The 16,815-nt window shown below is 72.1% G+C and carries 15 protein-coding genes and 1 pseudogene; 5 read left to right on the top strand and 11 right to left on the bottom strand.

All coding sequences use genetic code 11. From position 1 onward, the window contains the following. Positions 1 to 45: 45 nt before the first annotated feature. A complete protein-coding gene (locus tag JXZ78_RS02105) occupies positions 46 to 282 on the top strand; it encodes a hypothetical protein (protein WP_238782619.1) in 237 nt (78 codons plus the stop codon). A 94-nt stretch (positions 283 to 376) separates the two neighbouring features. Here the strand turns inward: JXZ78_RS02105 and JXZ78_RS02100 are convergent, their stop codons facing one another. After that, on the bottom strand, positions 377 to 1,558 hold the full coding sequence (locus JXZ78_RS02100) for a PP2C family protein-serine/threonine phosphatase (RefSeq protein WP_030018542.1): 1,182 nt from the start codon (positions 1,556 to 1,558) through the stop codon (positions 377 to 379). Between the two features lie 81 nt (positions 1,559 to 1,639). Here JXZ78_RS02100 and JXZ78_RS02095 point away from each other — a divergent pair, with 81 nt between their 5' ends. Both JXZ78_RS02095 and JXZ78_RS02090 read left to right on the top strand, forming a co-directional pair. Beyond that, complete coding sequence (locus JXZ78_RS02095; protein ID WP_030018541.1) at positions 1,640 to 2,182, top strand: MarR family winged helix-turn-helix transcriptional regulator; 543 nt, start codon at positions 1,640 to 1,642, stop codon at positions 2,180 to 2,182. A gap of 184 nt (positions 2,183 to 2,366) precedes the next feature. Next, on the top strand, positions 2,367 to 2,783 hold the full coding sequence (locus tag JXZ78_RS02090; RefSeq protein ID WP_078624025.1) for an STAS domain-containing protein: 417 nt from the start codon (positions 2,367 to 2,369) through the stop codon (positions 2,781 to 2,783). Between the two features lie 92 nt (positions 2,784 to 2,875). On the opposite strand, the gene JXZ78_RS02085 is transcribed toward JXZ78_RS02090, so the two are convergent. Continuing rightward, positions 2,876 to 3,301 (bottom strand): SRPBCC family protein, encoded by a 426-nt coding sequence (locus JXZ78_RS02085; RefSeq protein WP_030018539.1) that lies wholly within the window; start codon positions 3,299 to 3,301, stop codon positions 2,876 to 2,878. 312 nt (positions 3,302 to 3,613) lie between these two features. Here JXZ78_RS02085 and JXZ78_RS02080 point away from each other — a divergent pair, with 312 nt between their 5' ends. Then, positions 3,614 to 4,051 (top strand): ATP-binding protein, encoded by a 438-nt coding sequence (locus tag JXZ78_RS02080; protein WP_030018538.1) that lies wholly within the window; start codon positions 3,614 to 3,616, stop codon positions 4,049 to 4,051. Here JXZ78_RS02080 and JXZ78_RS02075 read toward each other — a convergent pair. The 5 genes and pseudogenes from JXZ78_RS02075 to JXZ78_RS02055 form a co-directional block, all read right to left on the bottom strand. Next, positions 4,043 to 5,209 (bottom strand): annotated as a pseudogene (locus JXZ78_RS02075) (PP2C family protein-serine/threonine phosphatase); the annotation flags it as partial. The gene JXZ78_RS02080 and the pseudogene JXZ78_RS02075 sit on opposite strands and share 9 nt — an antisense overlap. 575 nt (positions 5,210 to 5,784) lie before the next feature. Beyond that, entirely contained in the window at positions 5,785 to 6,786 is a 1,002-nt protein-coding gene (locus JXZ78_RS02070; RefSeq protein ID WP_030018536.1) for a SpoIIE family protein phosphatase, read from the bottom strand. Between the two features lie 14 nt (positions 6,787 to 6,800). Beyond that, positions 6,801 to 7,289 (bottom strand): ATP-binding protein, encoded by a 489-nt coding sequence (locus tag JXZ78_RS02065; RefSeq protein ID WP_030018535.1) that lies wholly within the window; start codon positions 7,287 to 7,289, stop codon positions 6,801 to 6,803. Next, positions 7,273 to 7,683, bottom strand: a complete 411-nt coding sequence (locus JXZ78_RS02060) for an STAS domain-containing protein (RefSeq protein WP_030018534.1) — start codon at positions 7,681 to 7,683, stop codon at positions 7,273 to 7,275. Before JXZ78_RS02060 ends, JXZ78_RS02065 begins: the two co-directional genes overlap by 17 nt. Beyond that, positions 7,680 to 8,564, bottom strand: a complete 885-nt coding sequence (locus tag JXZ78_RS02055) for an STAS domain-containing protein (RefSeq protein ID WP_030018533.1) — start codon at positions 8,562 to 8,564, stop codon at positions 7,680 to 7,682. The genes JXZ78_RS02060 and JXZ78_RS02055 overlap by 4 nt, the downstream gene beginning before the upstream one ends. A 283-nt stretch (positions 8,565 to 8,847) precedes the next feature. Here JXZ78_RS02055 and JXZ78_RS02050 point away from each other — a divergent pair, with 283 nt between their 5' ends. Then, positions 8,848 to 9,732, top strand: a complete 885-nt coding sequence (locus tag JXZ78_RS02050; RefSeq protein ID WP_078624055.1) for an RNA polymerase sigma factor SigF — start codon at positions 8,848 to 8,850, stop codon at positions 9,730 to 9,732. A gap of 174 nt (positions 9,733 to 9,906) precedes the next feature. Here the strand turns inward: JXZ78_RS02050 and narI are convergent, their stop codons facing one another. The 4 genes from narI to JXZ78_RS02030 are packed head-to-tail and all read right to left on the bottom strand — an operon-like array spanning position 9,907 to position 16,533. Beyond that, on the bottom strand, positions 9,907 to 10,617 hold the full coding sequence (gene narI, locus JXZ78_RS02045) for a respiratory nitrate reductase subunit gamma (RefSeq protein ID WP_030018531.1): 711 nt from the start codon (positions 10,615 to 10,617) through the stop codon (positions 9,907 to 9,909). After that, positions 10,614 to 11,228: a nitrate reductase molybdenum cofactor assembly chaperone gene (gene narJ, locus JXZ78_RS02040; RefSeq protein ID WP_030018530.1), complete on the bottom strand. Its 615-nt coding sequence runs from the start codon at positions 11,226 to 11,228 to the stop codon at positions 10,614 to 10,616. The genes narI and narJ overlap by 4 nt, the downstream gene beginning before the upstream one ends. Beyond that, positions 11,225 to 12,826 carry a nitrate reductase subunit beta gene (gene narH, locus JXZ78_RS02035; RefSeq protein WP_030018529.1) on the bottom strand — a complete coding sequence of 534 codons (1,602 nt, stop codon included), beginning with the start codon at positions 12,824 to 12,826 and terminating at the stop codon, positions 11,225 to 11,227. Before narH ends, narJ begins: the two co-directional genes overlap by 4 nt. Beyond that, positions 12,826 to 16,533, bottom strand: coding sequence for a nitrate reductase subunit alpha (locus JXZ78_RS02030; protein WP_030018528.1), 3,708 nt, complete (start codon positions 16,531 to 16,533; stop codon positions 12,826 to 12,828). Before JXZ78_RS02030 ends, narH begins: the two co-directional genes overlap by 1 nt. Between the last annotated feature and the right edge of the window lie 282 nt (positions 16,534 to 16,815).

Here is a 16,815-nt window from a genome sequence, read left to right as displayed (position 1 = left end):
CGCGTCCGGAGCGCTGGGTTCCGGCGCGAGGAGACCCGAGGAGGGATGACGACCATGCGACGGATGACCTTCGCCCTGGCCGTGGCGGTTGCGACGAGCGGTGTGCTGTTCACCGGAGCGGCCGCCGAGGCGGCCGCGACGGTTCAGCCCCGGGCGGAGCAGAGCGGGCCCCCGTTCCCGTACGCCGACTGCCTCAAGGAAGTGAAGAAGCAGTACAAGGGGAAGAAGGACCCGGTGGCCACGTGCGACGCCCTGGTGAAGAAGGGCTGGATCAAGAAGTAGGGACAGGGGAGGGGCCGGGGCTCCGGACATCCGGGGAGCCGGAACACGGAGAAACCCCGGCCCCTGCGATCGTCGCCGTCTCAACGCCCCCGTCTCACCGCCCGCGGTTCCCCGACTTGCCGAACCAGTCGAGGCAGAGCACCAGCGCGTCGTCCATCGACTCGGCGTCGCGGTGTTCGGCCAGGTCGCGCAGGACGGCCCGGGGGACGCTGGCCGCGGGGAGCAGGCTGGTGGCGTGGATCGCGCGGGCGAGGGAGTGCTCGCCGTACTCCTCACCGGGCGGCGAGACCGCCGCGTACACGCCGTCGCTGACGAAGAGGAGCCGGTCGCCGGGGAGCACCTCGAACTCCTGGGCCACGTACTGCGTCTCCTCGAACATGCCGAGCGGCAGCTGCGGTTCGAGGGGGACGCGGCCGATGGTCCGGCCCCGGCGCCGCCACAGCTGCGGCGAACCGGCGTCCACGACCTCCACCCGGCCGGTCGCGAGCTGGAAGCGGAGCAGCAGCGTCGAGACGTAGGCGGAGCCGCGGTACTGCCCGTAGAGAGCCTGGTCGGCGAGGGCCGCCTGGTCCGCGATGCCGATGCCCGCGCGGCGGGCGTTGCGCAGCGCGTTGACCGCGAGGTGGGACAGGACCGACGCCTCGACGCCGGTGCCCATGCCGTTGGTGACGGCGAGGGTCAGCTCGTCCGCGTCCGCGGCCCAGTCGTAGTTGTCGCCGTGGATCGCGTAGGCCGGCTCCAGCTGGGCGCCGATGGCGTACTCCTCGGCCACGCAGGCGCGCGCGGGCAGCAGCTGCCACTGCATCTCGGCGGCGAGGGTGAGCCGGGTCGTACGGCGGGCCCGCTGGTAGACGTCGGTGTCGCGCTCGGCGACGAAGATCTCGTGGCCGAGCAGATCCGCCGCGTGGGCCAGGCCGTCGGCGACCCCGGGCAGGTTGCGGTCGCCGGGCAGCCGGACGGTCAGGATGCCGAGGCGTTCGCCGCGGACCGTCACCGGCAGGTGGTGGTCGACGGCGCCGTCCGTCCCGGCCTGCCGTTCGTGCCGTTCCTGGCTGCCGAAGGCGCGCCCCTCCGGTGTGTTGGAGATGGACAGCGCGGCCGCGGGGTCCTCGCCGAGCGAGGAGAACGGCCTGAGCACCGTACCGCCGTAGTCCGCGAGGAACAGATGCACGGCCGTGGCTCCGTAGGCCGCGGCGAGTGCTGCGCGCAGCGCGTCCACCAGGGCGTGCGGCGCCGCCGCGCGAACCGCTCTTTCGACATCACAGCTCAGGGTCACGGTTTCTCAAACATTCTTATTTCGGTGGATCTCGACATGGCCGGGCTGACGCGGGCGGCCGGAGGGTGACAGAGTGGTCGTGTGTCCCGTTTCCCCGGTCAGTCGTACCCACGCGAGCAGGTGACCGAGGCCACCCTTGCCGCCTCCGAGTTGCTGGAGGTCTTGTGGGGCCGCGGTCAGGAGACGGCACGCTCGGCGCAGGTCTCGCCGTCCCAGTTGCGGGCTCTTCTGGTGATCGAGGAACACGAGGGTACTAATCTGCGCGCTCTCGCCGACGAACTCGGCTCGCGACCGCCCGCGGTGAGTCGTCTCTGCGACCGTCTGGAGGCCATGGGGCTGGCCGAACGCTGTCAGAGCCCGACGAGCCGGCGGGAGGTGGAGCTGCGGCTGACGCTGCGCGGGCGGGCCTTCCTGGAGGAGTACCGGGCGGCGCGTACCGGCGAGGTCGCGGCCATCGTGGCGCGGATGGATCCGGCGCAGGTCGCCGATCTGGCGTCCGGGCTGGCCGCCTTCCGCAGGGCGGCGGCCTTGCACCGTACGGCCCAGGAGGCGAAGGACGCCAAGGACGGCCGCCCGGTCGCCGGACGCCGTACGTTCGGCGCGGACAGCGCGGACACCGCATGAAGTCATTCAGGCCCCGCTTCTCGATCCGAAGTCACTCCGGGCAGAGCCGTGTTGCTCAGTGACGGGGACAAGATTGTTGCCTTTCTGGAATATTGTCAAACGGCAACAATCGCTTCTATTGTTGATCATCCGATCCGGCCGGACAGCAGTCCGGATCCGGCCACCGATCCCGTAACCGCCGAGGATGACCGTGCAGTCACAGTCCAGCCCAGACCGGCCGACACAGGTCGTGGTGCGGGAGGGCCACCGTGCCGAGGACGCGGTGGTCGTCACCGTCACCGGACCGCTCGACATCGACACCGTCGCACCCCTGGAGGAAGCCCTTCGCGCGACGGGCGGCGACACGCACGGCACCGGGCCCGCCGGAGGTGAGCCGCGGCCGGTCGTCGTCGATCTGTCCCAGGTGGACTTCGCCGACTCCACGACCGTCAACGTGCTGTTGCAGCAGCACGCGGCCCTCGGCACCCGGCTGCGCCTGGCCGCCCCGTCACCCGGGCTGCGCCGCCTCTTCGAGATGACCGGTCTCGACGGGGTGCTCCCGCTGTACGAGACGGTGCCGGAGGCGGCGGCCGCCGACGGCGTGGCCCGCCCGGGGGCGTAGCCGGTGCGGGGAGGGGGCCGGCGTGGGGAGGGGGCCGGCGCGGGCGGAGTGCGGCTGTACGTGCCGCCGGACGGCCGCCGGGCCCGCCCGGTTCAGCCCGCCGCGGCGGTTTCCGCGAGTTTCCGGAATTCCCCGAGGTCGTAGTTGGCGAGGGCGGAGTCCAGGTTGGTCGAGGAACCCAGATGTTCCACGAAACCTTCCGGTGAGTACTCTATTTGCAGCGTGACACGGCTCGATGTGTCACTGAGCCGGTGGAAGGTGACGACGCCCGCGTGATGGACGCCCTCCGTCGTTCTCCAGGCGATGCGGTCCTGTGGTTTCACTTCTGTGAGTTCCGCCACGAAATTCTTGTCCGCGCCCGGCAGCGAGAGCTGCCAGACGAAATGCGTGTCGTCCAGGCGCTCGACCATCCGCACATGGCTCAGGAACTTCGGCCAGTGCGTGACGTCCGCCCACAGCGCCCAGCTCACCGCGACGGGAGCCTTGATGTCCACACTCTCCAGCAGCGAGGACGACATGGCGTATTCCTCCTTGATCTCCTGAGCGGTCGTGGGCGGACACCCGCCCGCACGGCCGCGCACGGCCGTGCCCAGGGGTGTCCGGTTTTCCCGGCCGGCCCTGTCGTGAACCGGGCCGAGGTTGCCCTTGTACCCCGCTCCGGACGGGGTACCCGGTCTGTGGGGCAGCGCTTACGAGTGGCCCGCCGGGGCCGGTGAACACCTCATGGGGAACGTACGGTTCCCTGTACATCGGGGTGATTGCGCCGTGGTCCGGCGGGAAAGCTGCCTACTTGTACGCCTTACGGTCCAACGGGAAACGAGGTGAGCCCGATGAGCAGCGCCACGGCCCCGCACAGGGTTTCCGCTGCGCCCCCACTGGTGGTGACGCTGGAGAACAACCCCGAAGCGGCAGCCGTCGCACGGGACGAGGCCGGCGACTTCCTGAAAGGTCTGGGGCCGCCGCTGGACCGGGACGCCTCCGACGCCGTCGTGCTGATCGTCTCCGAGCTGGTCACCAACGCCGTCCGGCACACCCTCACCCGCACCTGCACGCTGAGCCTGGCGGCCGGGCCCGACACCGTCACGGTGGCCGTGGCCGATGCGAGCCCCCGGCCGCCGTGCGAGCGCAATCCGGACGTACGGGGCGAGGGCGGCGGCTTCGGCTGGCCGATGGTCCGCCGCCTCGCCGCCTCCACCTCGGTGGAGACCTCCCCCCAGGGCAAGACCGTCAGCGCCGTCGTCGCCCGGCGGAGCAAGCGCTCAGCTTGAGCGCGGCGACAGCCGGACGGCCAGGGCGAGCGTGTCGTCGGAGTGCAGGATGACGGTGTGCATGTCCTCGGCGATGGCGCCGGGGATCTCCCGGACAGGCCGGTCGCGGTGCTGCCGCGCGCTCTCGGCCAGCCGCTGTTCGCCCTCCCTGGGGTCCCGGCGGCTCTCGGTCAGTCCGTCGGTGTACAGGACGAGCAGGTCCCCCTCGTCCAGCTTTGCGTGCAGCAGCCGCTCGCTGCCGGGGAACGGATAGCCCACCCCGCGCCCCCGGACCTCCAGATACTCCTCCCCGCCGGCGGCCCGCACGACCAGCGCCGGCGGATGGCTGCCGTTGGCGAGCAGCAGATCCCCGTTGGCCGGGTCGATCCGGGCCAGCAGCACCGTGGCCATCAGCTCCGGGTCGAGCGGAGCGAGGATCTCGTCCGTCCGGGCCACGATGGACTTCAGCGGGTGGCCCTCCAGTGCGAGCGTCCGTACGGCGTGCGTGACGTTCAGCGCACTGCGCGTACTGCGCACGCCGTGCCCGAGCGCGTCGACGACGGTGATGTGCACCGTCCCGTCCGGCAGCATGAACCAGTCGTAGAAGTCCCCGCCGGTGGGCGCGTCGGTACCGGCCGGCGCGTAGTGGACGGCGAGTTCCAGCCCGTCCACCGCGATCGGCGGCGGGCGCAGCGCGTCCTCCAGCTCGCGCAGGATGTGGCCGTGGGCCGTGCGCAGCTGTTCGTCGCGCTCCTCCAGCTGGACGTAGAGGGCCAGTACCCCGCTGTTCGTCTCGGCCAGCTCGTGCGTCAGCCGGCGCTGGTCGGCGGCGAGGGAGTCCACCCGGGCCAGCGCGACCCGCAGCTCCTCCTCCAGCAGACGGTTCTCGGTGGCCGGATCGGTCGCCGTACCGTCCCCGTTGCCGTCGGAGGCGACCGTCGGCAGGGGAGCGGGGCCGCTGCCGCGCAGTCGGCCGCTGCCGCCCGTCGTCGCGCCGTCCGGCCCGCGTACCGAGGGGATACGGACCTCCGGCGTCCCGGACGGCAGCGGTACGTGCCAGGTGGCCGCGTCGGGTGACACCTCGGCCGGGAGCAGCAGGGTGGCTCCGGCGGGCGGGGTGAGCACGGGGGCGGGAGTGCGCAGCGTGACGGCGAGGAAACCGGATCCGGTGGCGGAGGAGCCGGCCGGGGCGTCCGCGGACGGTGGGGCGGCGGGGCCCTCGGAGGCGCCCGAGGCACCCGAGGCACCCGAGACACTTGAGGCATTCGAGGCGTCCCCGGCACTCCGGCCAGCGGCGGGCGCGGTGTCGTCGTCGCCCGAGCGGGCCCGGGGGACCCCGCCAGCGGCCCCGGCACGGTCCTGCTGCCCGGCCCCGACCTCAGCCCCGTTCCCGGGACCGCGGCCATTACGGGAAGCGCCGTCCCCGGAAGCGCGGCCACGGGAAGCACCGCGGCGGGAACCGGCGCCCGGCCCCTCGGCGTCCTGAGAATCGACCGTGCCACCGGCGGCGCTCCCCGCGGCCCCGCCAGGACCGCGGAAACCCGCGTCCGGGGAACCGCCCGAGGAGGAACGATCCGTCGCACACGTACGGGACGACTCCAGCGTGACCCCGTATCCGGCCTGTATCACCGTGTCCGCCAGCGCGCTCACGGACAGTACGAGGCGCGCCCGGGTCTCGACGGGCAGGGCGTTGGCCGCGCCCAGCCGGCGTACGGCGTGGCGCAGCGGCGGCAGCGCATGGAAGGTGTGGCGTCTCACGGAAGTCTCTGGTGGAGGTTGGCGGTGAATACGGTCGCGTCGTCCCGGCTGCGGCGGTGGCCGTGCACGAGGGCCGTGGCCAGCAGCGGCGCGGGCAGCCGGAGGACGAAGGGGTCCGGGCTGTACGCCCAGCGGTGGTCGATGCCGTCGGTGTGCAGGAGGGCGGTCAGGCGCGGCTCCCACGGGATCTCGCGGACCAGCGGCTGCGGCATCTCCAGTCCCGCCACACCGGGCTGCCCGGTGTGGCGGTTGCGGATGTCCTGCTGCGAGAGCGTCAGGCACCGTACGTTGCCGATGCCGCAGTACTGGGCGCGTCCGGCGTGCAGCCGCAGCAGCCCGACGGCCGCGCCCCGGCTGCGCCGCAGCGCGCGGTGGACGGTGGTCATCAGCCCGGGCAGCGGCTGGTCCGGCGCCCTGGCGAAGGTGCGCAGCGCGAGCTGCGCCGCCTCCGCCGCCTCGGGACCGTGCCCGAGGCCGTCGACCACGATCGCGGTCAGCCCGTGCTCGGTCTCGGTGACCGTGCACGCGTCGCCGCTGACCTCCTCGCGTTCGGCGGGCAGGCAGACGGCGCCGATCGCCCGGCGGCCGGCATCCGCGTCCTCGGGCGGCGTCAGCCGGGCACAGGCCACGGTGCCGCCGGGCTCGTGGGTCCGGACGGTGAAGCTGGTCGCTATGCGGTTGACGCCGCCCATGCCGGCACCGAGCGTCTCGGTCGTGGTGTACCCGTCGGCCAGACAGCGCTGGAACTCCCGCATGCCGGGACCCCGGTCGGCGGCGAGGATCTCCACACCGTTGCCCAGCGGCAGGGCCTGGACGTACAGCGCCCCGTCCACCGCGTGCTTGGCGAGGTTGCTGCCCAACTCGGACGCGATCACCGCGGCCTGGTCGGGCAGCGCCCCCTGGAGCCCGCAGCGCTGCGCCACCGACCGTGCGGCCTGGGCGGCCAGGTGCACGGCGCTGTAGTGGTCGACCGGGATGTACGCGGTCGGGTGGTGCACAGCAGGGGAGAGGGTCAACGGTCGGCCCACCGCGTCGCGGTCACGGTCGTACCGCCACCCTCCCGGGTACGGATCTCGAACTCGTCCATCAGGCGCTGCGCGCCGCCCAGCCCGTGTCCGAGACCCGCGCCGGTGGTGTAGCCGTCGGTGAGCGCCGCGTCGATGTCGGCGATACCGGGTCCGGAGTCGTCGACGGTCAGCCGCAGACCCACCGCGCCGGGCCGGGTCGGGTACTCGATCCGTATCGTGCCGCCCCCTCCGTGGATGTAGGCGTTGCGCGCCAGCTCGCTGGCGGCGGTGACCACCCGCGTCTGGTCGACGATGCTGAAGCCCACCGTGAGGGTGGCGTCGCGCACCGCGTGCCGGATCGCGAGCAGGTCCTGTTCGCTGCGCACGTGCAGCACCGTGGGCTCGGTCGGGAGGCCGACCTGCCCGGCACTGTCACCGGTCAGCGTCGTGGTACCGGTGGCGCCGGTACCGCCGAATTCACCAAGTCCCGTCATCTGGAACCTCTCCTGAGGGACGGGGACTCTGATGCCAGCCCAGGGCCGCCATGCCGTGCTCCGTGTTCAGGGCGGTCTCCACTCCGGCCAGCCGCAGTCCCAGTTCGGCCAGGGTCATGGCCACCGGTGGACGCATACCCGCCACGATCACCCGGGCACCCAGCAGCCGCGCCATGGTGGTGAGTTCCATCAGCGTCCGCGCCACGAACGAGTCGATGATCTCCAGGCGGGAAATGTCGATCAGCACGCCGCGGGCCCGGTCGGCCGTGATGCGGGTGGTCAGCTCCTCGGTGAAGGCGACCACCGTGGCGTCGTCCAGCTCGTTGAGCAGCCCGGTGAGCAGGACGTCACCCAGCCTGAGGATGGGCACGCCGGCCGTGGGCCGGGCATTCATCGCTTCTCCTGCGCGCCCGCGGACGTGTGGGCGGATGCCTGGTCGGTCAGTTTGACGGCGGCGGCCAGCGCGTCGGCGAGGGTGGTGCGGGTCAGGATGGTCGACAGGTCGATGCCGAGCTGCGCGATGGTCTGCGCGATGGACGGCCGGATGCCGCTGATCACACAGTCCGCGCCCATCAGCCGTACCGCGTTGACGGTCTGCATCAGGTGCTGGGCGACCGCGGTGTCCACGGTCGGCACACCGGTGATGTCGACGATGGCGACCAGTGCCTCGTGCTCCTGGATGGCCTCCAGGAGGTTCTCCATCACCACCTGGGTACGGGTCGTGTCGAGCGTACCGATCAGTGGTACGGCCAGGACCTGGCGCCACAGCCGGACGACCGGCGTGGACACCTCCAGGAGCTGCCGGCTCTGCCGACGGATGATCTCCTCGCGGCCCTCCACGAACGTCTCGAAGGAGAGCGTGCCGGCGCGGTCCAGCAGCCGGTTTATCAGGACGGCGGTGATGAACAGCTCCTCCGAGTCCCGGGTCTGCCGCTGCACCGCCTCCAAGAGGGCTTCCTTGAGCGAGAGGACGGCCAGCGACGTGACGGTCGGCATGGCGCCGTTCCGCGCCCTGCGCATGGAGAGATCGATCACGGCCTGGCGGAGCGGCCGGTCGGTGGCCACCACCCGGTTCGCCGGAATGTCGCTCTCCAGGCTCCGCAGGAGGGCGCCCAGCAAGGCGTCCGCTTCCTCCCGCAGTTCGCTCTCGCTGACGATGTCGCGCATCTCTTCCTGCGCCAGCTGCAGCTGTACCCAGCGGTCGGAGACGGTGTCGGTCTCTGCGCGCAGCGCGCCGATGACACGCTCGCGTGCCGCGGCTTCGGTGAAACTCAACCCATGGTCCTTTCTCGGTGGTTGGCGGGAGCACAAGCGCGCATCGTGTGCTGCCCGTGCGGTGTGCATTCAACCGCACGCGATCTTCGATTGCCGTCCGGCAAATGTTACCGAGAGCGGGCGAGGGCCTGAAGGCCGGACCGCCGCTGCCGTTCCCCGTACCCTGCTCCGGCCGGCGGTCCGCCCCCTCATGAGCAACTGTTTCCCACTGGCAAGGGTTGAACACCTAAGACTAGGGCAGGTGCACCTGACCGTACGTACTGTGAAGGGTGAAGACGTGACCATGCTTGCCGTGCAGAACAGTGCAGCGGGGACGACGCGGGTGGAGCCGGCGGGGGTGCCGCCGCAGGCGCCCGAGCTGCCCCGCGTCCCGGACGCGACCAAGGTGGCCCCCCGGGACGCCCGGGCACTGTCGAAGCTGTTCCTCACCCGGCTGGCCGAGCTGGAGGAGGGGACGGCCGAGTACCAGTACGCGCGCAACACCCTCATCGAGATGAATCTCTCACTGGTGCGGTTCGCCGCCTCCCGCTTCCGCGGCCGGGGGCAGGACCTCGGGCACTCGGAAGACATCATCCAGGTCGGGACCATCGGGCTGATCAAGGCGATCGACCGGTTCGACCTCTCGCGCGAGGTCGAGTTCTCCACCTTCGCCGTCCCGTACATCGTGGGTGAGATCAAGCGCTTCTTCCGTGACTCCACCTGGGCCGTGCACGTCCCCCGCCGGGTCCAGGAGCTGCGGGTCGAGGTGTCCAGGGCGGGCGAGACGCTCGCCGCCGACCTGGGCCGCGAGCCCACCGCCGCCGAACTGGCCGCCCATCTGAAGATCGGTGAGGACGAGGTCGTCGACGCGATCGCCGCCAGCAACGGCTACACGGCGGGTTCGCTGGACGGCACCGGCGACGGCTCCGGCGCGGCCGGTGACAGCCGCGCCATCGCCGACGTCATGGGCGACGACGACCCGGCGATGGAGCTGGTCGAGAACCTGAACGCGCTCGCCCCGCTCCTGCACGAGCTGGACGACCGGCGCCGCCGCATCATCGAGATGCGCTTCGTCCAGGAGATGACGCAGGCTCAGATCGGTGCCGAGCTGGGCATCTCCCAGATGCACGTCTCGCGGCTGCTCTCCCGGACCCTGGACCAGCTGCGCAAGGGGATGCTGGAGCAGTAGCCGTACGCCGGCGGGCCGTCGGCGCCGGTCTGCGACCGGTGTCCGGAGCGCGGTACCGGCCGGTGGGGCGCGCCGCAATGGGGGTGGAAAGCCTCATTGTGAACGGTGTACCCACTTCGTCCCCGCCGAACCGGTGCGATCGTCCCGGCGCGCTTCGGACAGATGTCCACCCTCTCACCGACGGACGCGGCCGACGCCGTTCCCCCGCGCACCGCGCGACCGGTAGACGATGTACGGGCGGAACAGATGGCCGACGGGCGCGGTGAAGGCGTGCACGAGACGGCTGAAGGGCCACAGCGCGAACAGCGCCATGCCCAGCAGGGCGTGGAGCTGGTAGACCAGCGGCGCGTGCGCCATGACCGGCACGTCGGGGCTGAAGGTGAACAGCGAGCGGAACCAGACCGAGACACCCTGACGGTAGTCGTACGGATGATCGTTGGTGGTCGTGGCGGTGGCGGCCAGCCCGGCGAGCAGGGTGACGACGAGCAGCGGGTGCAGGACCCGGTCGGTACGCAGGGAGGCGGCGCGTACCGCGGGGACGCGGAGCCGCCGGTAGATCAGTACGGCCAGGCCGGCCGTGGTGACCAGCCCGGCCACGCCGCCGACCGCGAGTGCGTTGGCGTGGTAGAGCCACTCGTGGATGTGGATGCGCTCGGTGAACGTCTCGGGGATGAGCAGCCCGGTGAGGTGGCCCGCGACGACGAACAGCAGCCCGTAGTGGAACAGCGGCGAGCCGATGCGCAGCAGCGTGCTCTCGTGCAGCTGGCTGGAGCGGCTGGTGAAGCCGAACCGGTCGTAGCGGTAGCGCCAGGCGGTGCCCGCGACGAGCAGGGTCGTGACGACGTAGGGCAGCACGCCCCACAGCGCGGTGTGCAGGGGGTTCACCGGCGGGCTCCTCGGGGTTCGGGGCCGGGGAACGGGTCCAGGCCCACGGTCTCCACGGGCGGGGGCCCGGTACGGGCCAGGCGGCGGGCGGCGGCCCGGTCGGCGGGGCGCGGCCCGGGCAGGGTGCGGCAGACGGCGTCGAGGACGTCACCGTAGGGGCTGCGGTGGTCCTCCAGGGCGAGGCGCAGCAGTTCCAGTGCGGCCCGGTGCTCGCGCAGCAGGGCGCGGCCGACCGCCGGGACGCGGGCGGCGAATTCCAGCATCAGGGGAAGGTGGTCGGGCAGTTCGTCCGGGGCCGGCTGCCAGCCCTCGGCGCGGTAGCGCGCCTTGATCCGGGCGAGCGTGGCTCCGCGACGCCGGGTGTCGCCGTCGGTGTAGTACGTCAGGTGCAGGGTCCGGCGGGGGCTGCGGTCGAAGGCGGCGACGTACTGCGCGGCGAGGGCCAGCGTGGGCACGTCCTGGACGCGGGTGCAGAACCGCAGCAGGAGAGCGGCCGGTCCGTCCGTCTCCGGCCGCAGGGCGGCGCCGACGTTCCGGAGCCGGGCGGGCCAGTCGGGCCCGGGGTAGGACAGGAGCAGGGACGCGGCCTGGTGGACGAGGGGGGCGTTCACGACTCTCCTCGCCGGCGGGGGAAGAGGCCGGTGGGGCGTCCGCGGCCGTTCCAGTTCAGGAGGTTCACCCGGTCCCGCAGCGAGGTGCCCGCGTGCTCCGCCGGGGGCGGCGCGGCGGGCGGGGCGTGGAAGCCTTCCGGGTCGTACATGCCCGGCGCCCCCTCGCCCTCCAGGCTGCACCCGAAGTCCGCGGCATCGGGACCGGTGACCGCGTAGCTGGTGGGGATGACGTAGCGCTCCTCGTACTTGGCCACGGCCAGCAGCCGGTACATGGCCTCCAGCGACGCGGTGGTCATGCCCGCCGAGGCGGCGATCGCCGGGTCCTGCTCCTCGCCGAGGTTGGCGCGCCGCATGTGCGCCCGCATCGCGGCCAGCCGGCACAGGGCCGCCTCCACCGGCGCCGTGTCGCCCGCCGTGAACAGGTGGGCCAGGTACTCCTGCGGAATCCGCAGCGCGTCGATGGCGGCGAACAGTTTGGCCGGATCCTCACCGTCGTGCCCGGTGGCGGTCAGCGACTCCACCACCGGCGACAGCGGAGGGACGTACCAGACCATCGGCATGGTGCGGTACTCCGGGTGCAGCGGCAACGCCACCCGGTACGTGCTGATCAGTGCGTACGTGGGGGAGTTGCGGGCCGCGGTGACCCAGTCGTGCGGGATGCCGGAGGCCTCGGCGGCGCGGGCCACCTCGGGGTCGGACGGGTCGAGGAAGCAGGAGAGCTGGGCCTCGTACAGGTCCCGCTCGTCGGGGGTGGCGGCGGCCTCGCCGACCCGGTCGGCGTCGTAGAGGACGACGCCGAGGTAGCGCAGCCGTCCCACGCACGTCTCGGAGCACACGGTGGGCTCGCCCGCCTCCAGCCGCGGGTAGCACAGGGTGCACTTCTCGGCCTTGCCGGTGCGGTGGTTGAAGTAGACCTTCTTGTACGGGCAGCCGGTCACGCACATCCGCCACCCGCGGCAGCGGTCCTGGTCCACCAGGACGATGCCGTCCTCGATGCGCTTGTAGAGGGCGCCGGACGGGCACACGGCCACGCACGACGGGTTGAGGCAGTGCTCGCAGATCCGCGGCAGATAGAACATGAACGCCTGCTCGTACTCCAGGCGCACCCGGTCGCTCATCTTCTTCAGCACGGGGTCGCCGGCGAGGTGCTCCGGCCCGCCTCCGAGGTCGTCGTCCCAGTTGGGGCCGCCGGTGACGGCGGTGGGCCGGCCGTCGGTCAGGGAGCGGGGCGGCGCGGTGGGCACGTCGTCGCCGAGCGGCGCGTCGGTCAGGATGCCGTAGTCGTACGTCCACGGCTGGTAGTAGGCGTCCAGCGTGGGCAGCCGGGGGTTGGCGAACAGCCGGGCCAGGCGGCGGGCCCGGCCGCCGCTGCGCGGCACCAGCCGGCCGTGCTTGCGCTGCCAGCCGCCCTGCCAGACGTCCTGGTCCTCGTAGGTGCGCGGATAGCCCTGGCCGGGCCGGGTCTCGACGTTGTTGAACCAGACGTACTCGGTGCCGGAACGGTTCGTCCAGGTCTGTTTGCAGGTGACCGAGCAGGTGTGGCAGCCGATGCACTTGTCGAGGTTCATGACCATCGCGATCTGTGCCATCACACGCATCAGTAGCTGACCTCCTGGGAGCGGCGGCGGATGGTGGTGACCGCGTCGCGCTGGTTGCCGGTGGGACCGTAGTAGTTGGGGGCGAAGGACAGCTGGGCGTGGCCGCCGATGAGATGGGTGGGTTTGATCATGAGCCGGGTCAGCGCGTTGTGGACACCGCCACGCCGTCCGGTGGTCTGCGACAGCGGCACGTTCACCAGGCGCTCCTGCACGTGGTACATGAACACCGTGCCGGGCGGCATCCGGTGCGAGACGACCGCCCGGGCGACGACCACGCCGTTGGCGTTGACCGCCTCGATCCAGTCGTTGTCCGCCACGCCGACGGCCTCGGCGTCCGCCACGCTCATCCAGATCACCGGGCCGCCGCGGGCCAGGGTCTGCATGAGCAGGTTCTCCTGGTACTCGGAGTGGATGGACCACTTGGAGTGCGGCGTCACATAGCGCACCGTCACCGACCGCTCGGCGGACGCACCGGGGCGCGGCTGCTCGCCGAGCGCGGCCAGGTCCAGCGGCGGCCGGTAGACGGGCAGTTGTTCACCGAACTCGGCGATCCACTCGTGGTCGAGGTAGAAGTGCTGGCGGCCGGTGAGGGTGTGCCAGGGCTTGCGGTGCTCGGTGTTGACGGTGAACGGCGCGTACCGGCGCTCCGGGCCCTCCTTGCCCGACCACTCGAAACTGGCCGACACCTGCACCGGACGGGCCTGGGTGTCGGCGAAGACGACGCGCCGCTCGGCGACCGAGGCGGCCAGCTCCTCCAGTCCGCGGCCGGTGCCGCAGCGCCCGGAGAGCGCGCGGAAACCCTCGGCGGCCAGCCGTCCGTTGGTGGTGCCGGACAGGGCGAGGATCGCCTCGCACAGCTTCACGTCGGTGTCGAGCAGCGGCAGGCCGCGCGCCGCGCCGTCGGCCGCCGTACCGCAGCGCTTGGCGAGCCAGTCCGTCTCCGGCCCGGCCTGCACGGTGACGCCCTTGACGGTCATGCCCTGTTCCCGCGGCAGCGGACCGAGGGCCGCCAGCCGGTCGGCGAGCGTGGTGTAGTCCCGCTCCACGAGCGTGTAGCGCGGCGCCGTCGGCCCCGAGGGCGGCGTCTCACCGGCCGCCGTGTCGTGCTGGAGGGCGGTGGCCACCAGGTCGTAGGCCGTGTCCAGGTGCCCGGTGGCCAGCCGGCCCACCTCCCGGGCGAGCCCGTGGAAGATCTCGAAGTCGGTACGGGCCTGCCAGGGCGGGCTGATCGCGGGCGAGAAGGCGTGCACGTACGGATGCATGTCCGTGCTCGACAGGTCGTGCTTCTCGTACCAGGTCGCGGCCGGCAGCACGAGATCGGCGAACAAGGTCGTGGACGTCATACGGAAGTCCAGCGCCAGCAGCAGGTCGAGCTTGCCGCGCGGCGCCTCCTCGCGCCAGGTGACGTCCCGCGGGCGCACCTCCGGAGGCACCTCCTGCGCGCTCGCGTCGTCGTCGGCCCCCAGCAGGTGCCCCAGGAAGTACTCGTTGCCCTTCGCCGAGGAACCGATCAGATTGGCCCGCCACACCGTCAGCACGCGCGGCCAGTTGGCCGGTGCGTCCGGGTCCTCGCAGGCGAAGGAGAGCCGGCCGGCGTCCAGCTCGTCCGCGACCCACCGGCCGGGGTCGGTTCCGGCCGCGCGGACCCGCCGACCGAGGTCCAGCGGATTGGCGTCGAAGGTGGGGTACGACGGCATCCACCCCCGGCGGACCGAGCGGGCCACCAGGTCGGCGGTGTGCTGCCCGGCGAACAGGCCCCGGCCGGCCGGGGAGGCGAGCGCGTCGGCCGGGGCCCGGTCGTGCCGCCACTGGCCGGTGTGCAGGTACCAGTACGGCGTCCCGGCCATCTGCCGGGACGGGCGCACCCAGTCGGCGGCCGTTGACAGCTGCTGCCAGCCCGCGTAAGGCCGCACCTTCTCCTGGCCCACGTAGTGCGCCCAGCCGCCGCCGTTGACGCCCTGACACCCCGTCAGCAGCAGCAGGGACAGGAACGACCGGTAGATGGTGTCCGAGTGGAACCAGTGGTTGGTGCCCGCGCCCATCACGATCATGCAGCGGCCCCGGGTCTGCTCCGCCGTACGCGCGAACTCCCGCGCCGCCCGCACCGCGGCCCGCGCGGACACCGACGTGAGGGTCTCCTGCCACGCCGGGGTGCACGGCACGTCCGCGTCCTCGTACGAGTCGGGCCACTGCCCGCCCAGACCGGCGCGCCCCACCCCGTACTGCGCCAGCAGCAGGTCGAAGACCGTGGTCACCAGCCGCCCGCCGACACGCAGCGCCGGAACCTCCCGCTCCAGCGTGCCCCGCTCCTGGTCGAAACGCGGCAGCACCACCCGCGCGACGGTCGCGTCCGGCCGCCCGTACAGACTCAGCTGCGGATCGATCCCGCCCAGGTCCAGGTTCCAGCGCCCTGCGCCGCCCGCGCGCCAGCGGTCGCCCAGCGTCCCGGCCGGTACGACGGGGTCGCCCGTGGCCGTGTCGACGAGGACGGGCATCCAGCGCCGGGCCTCCGCTTCGGCGTCCGCGGCCAGCCCGGCGTCCTGCGCCGTGAGGAACGGGCCCGGCACCATCCGGGCCGCTGCGCCCGTCGCTGCCTCCGCCCTGATCCCTCCCGACTCTCCCGCCCCGTACTCCTCCAGCCCGACGAGGAACGGCAGGTCCGTGAACCGCTTCACGTAATCCGTGAAGTACGGCACCCGCCGGTCCACGAAGCACTCGCGCAGGATCACATGGCCCATCGCCATCGCCAGCGCCCCGTCCGTGCCCGGATGCGGATGCAGCCACTCGTCGGCGAACTTCGTCGCGTCCGCGTAGTCGGGGGAGACGACCACGACCTTCTGGCCGCGGTAGCGGGCCTCCGTCATCCAGTGCGCGTCCGGCGTACGGGTCACCGGCACGTTGGAACCCCACAGCATCAGGTACGCCGCGTCCCACCAGTCGCCCGATTCCGGTACGTCGGTCTGGTCGCCGAAGACCTGCGGCGAGGCGATCGGCAGGTCCGCGTACCAGTCGTAGAACGAGAGCATCGGCGCGCCGATCAGCGACATGAACCGGGCGCCGACCGCGTGCGAGGCCATCGACATCGCCGGGATCGGGGAGAACCCCGCGATCCGGTCGGGACCGTGCTCCCGCAGGGTGTGCACATGGGCGGCGGCCGCGATCTCCAGTGCCTCGTCCCAGCCGATCCGCACCAGCCCGCCCTTGCCGCGCGCCCGCTGGTAGCGCCGTCGCCGCTCCGGATCGCCGGTGATCTCCGCCCAGGCCGCCACCGGGTCGCCGAGCCGGCCCCGCGCCTCCCGGTACATCTCCACCAGCACGCCGCGCGCGTACGGGTGGCGCACCCGGGTGGGGGAGTAGGTGTACCAGGAGAAGGACGCGCCGCGCGGGCAGCCCCGGGGCTCGTACTCCGGGCGGTCCGGACCTGTCGTCGGATAGTCCGTCGCCTGCGTCTCCCAGGTGATGAGCCCGTCCTTGACGTACACCTGCCAGGAACAGGAGCCCGTGCAATTCACCCCGTGGGTGGAACGCACCACCTTGTCGTGGGCCCACCGTTCCCGGTAAGGCGCGTCATTCACCCCCTGGTCCGTACGGAAAACCGCCCGTCCGTCCTCCGAAACCGGCGCCCGGCTCAACAGCCGGCCGGCCGCCATGAGCCGTTCGGCCGCGTCCGCCGCGGCACGTTCCGCCTTCGCCCTGCCACGCCACATACGAGGGCTCCTCCTGGGGCCGTGTGGCGGACTCGCTCGGCACGCCACTCCACGAAACGTCCCCAGATTCCTCCCGCACCGGGCGGAAAGAGGGACGCTTTTTCGCCAGTTGGCCAGGTCTGGAAGTTATTTTCCCCGTGCTTTGCCGTGGTTGCCGCGGGGATACCTGAATGACACGTTCTCGTGTTCGATAAAGGAGGGAGGGCGCGCGAGGGCGGTTACGGTTGCCGCGATCCACGGCCGTTCCGGGAATCGTCCGCCCGGCGACGCCGTACGGACCAT

This window comes from Streptomyces monomycini (genome assembly GCF_022271435.1).
GTDB lineage: Bacteria > Actinomycetota > Actinomycetes > Streptomycetales > Streptomycetaceae > Streptomyces > Streptomyces monomycini.
Note: the sequence above shows the minus strand (reverse complement) of the source record. Positions and strands in the feature narration are given on the sequence as shown.

What these genes read in the sequence shown, in the direction of transcription:
- JXZ78_RS02105 (WP_238782619.1), top strand. Translation starts at nt 46, where the DNA reads ATGACGACCATGCGACGGATGACCTTCGCCCTGGCCGTGGCGGTTGCG.
- JXZ78_RS02090 (WP_078624025.1), top strand. Translation starts at nt 2,367, where the DNA reads ATGACCGTGCAGTCACAGTCCAGCCCAGACCGGCCGACACAGGTCGTG.
- JXZ78_RS02085 (WP_030018539.1), bottom strand. Translation starts at nt 3,301, where the DNA reads ATGTCGTCCTCGCTGCTGGAGAGTGTGGACATCAAGGCTCCCGTCGCG.
- JXZ78_RS02080 (WP_030018538.1), top strand. Translation starts at nt 3,614, where the DNA reads ATGAGCAGCGCCACGGCCCCGCACAGGGTTTCCGCTGCGCCCCCACTG.
- JXZ78_RS02065 (WP_030018535.1), bottom strand. Translation starts at nt 7,289, where the DNA reads ATGACGGGACTTGGTGAATTCGGCGGTACCGGCGCCACCGGTACCACG.
- JXZ78_RS02060 (WP_030018534.1), bottom strand. Translation starts at nt 7,683, where the DNA reads ATGAATGCCCGGCCCACGGCCGGCGTGCCCATCCTCAGGCTGGGTGAC.
- JXZ78_RS02050 (WP_078624055.1), top strand. Translation starts at nt 8,848, where the DNA reads ATGCTTGCCGTGCAGAACAGTGCAGCGGGGACGACGCGGGTGGAGCCG.
- narH (WP_030018529.1), bottom strand. Translation starts at nt 12,826, where the DNA reads ATGCGTGTGATGGCACAGATCGCGATGGTCATGAACCTCGACAAGTGC.
- JXZ78_RS02030 (WP_030018528.1), bottom strand. Translation starts at nt 16,533, where the DNA reads ATGTGGCGTGGCAGGGCGAAGGCGGAACGTGCCGCGGCGGACGCGGCC.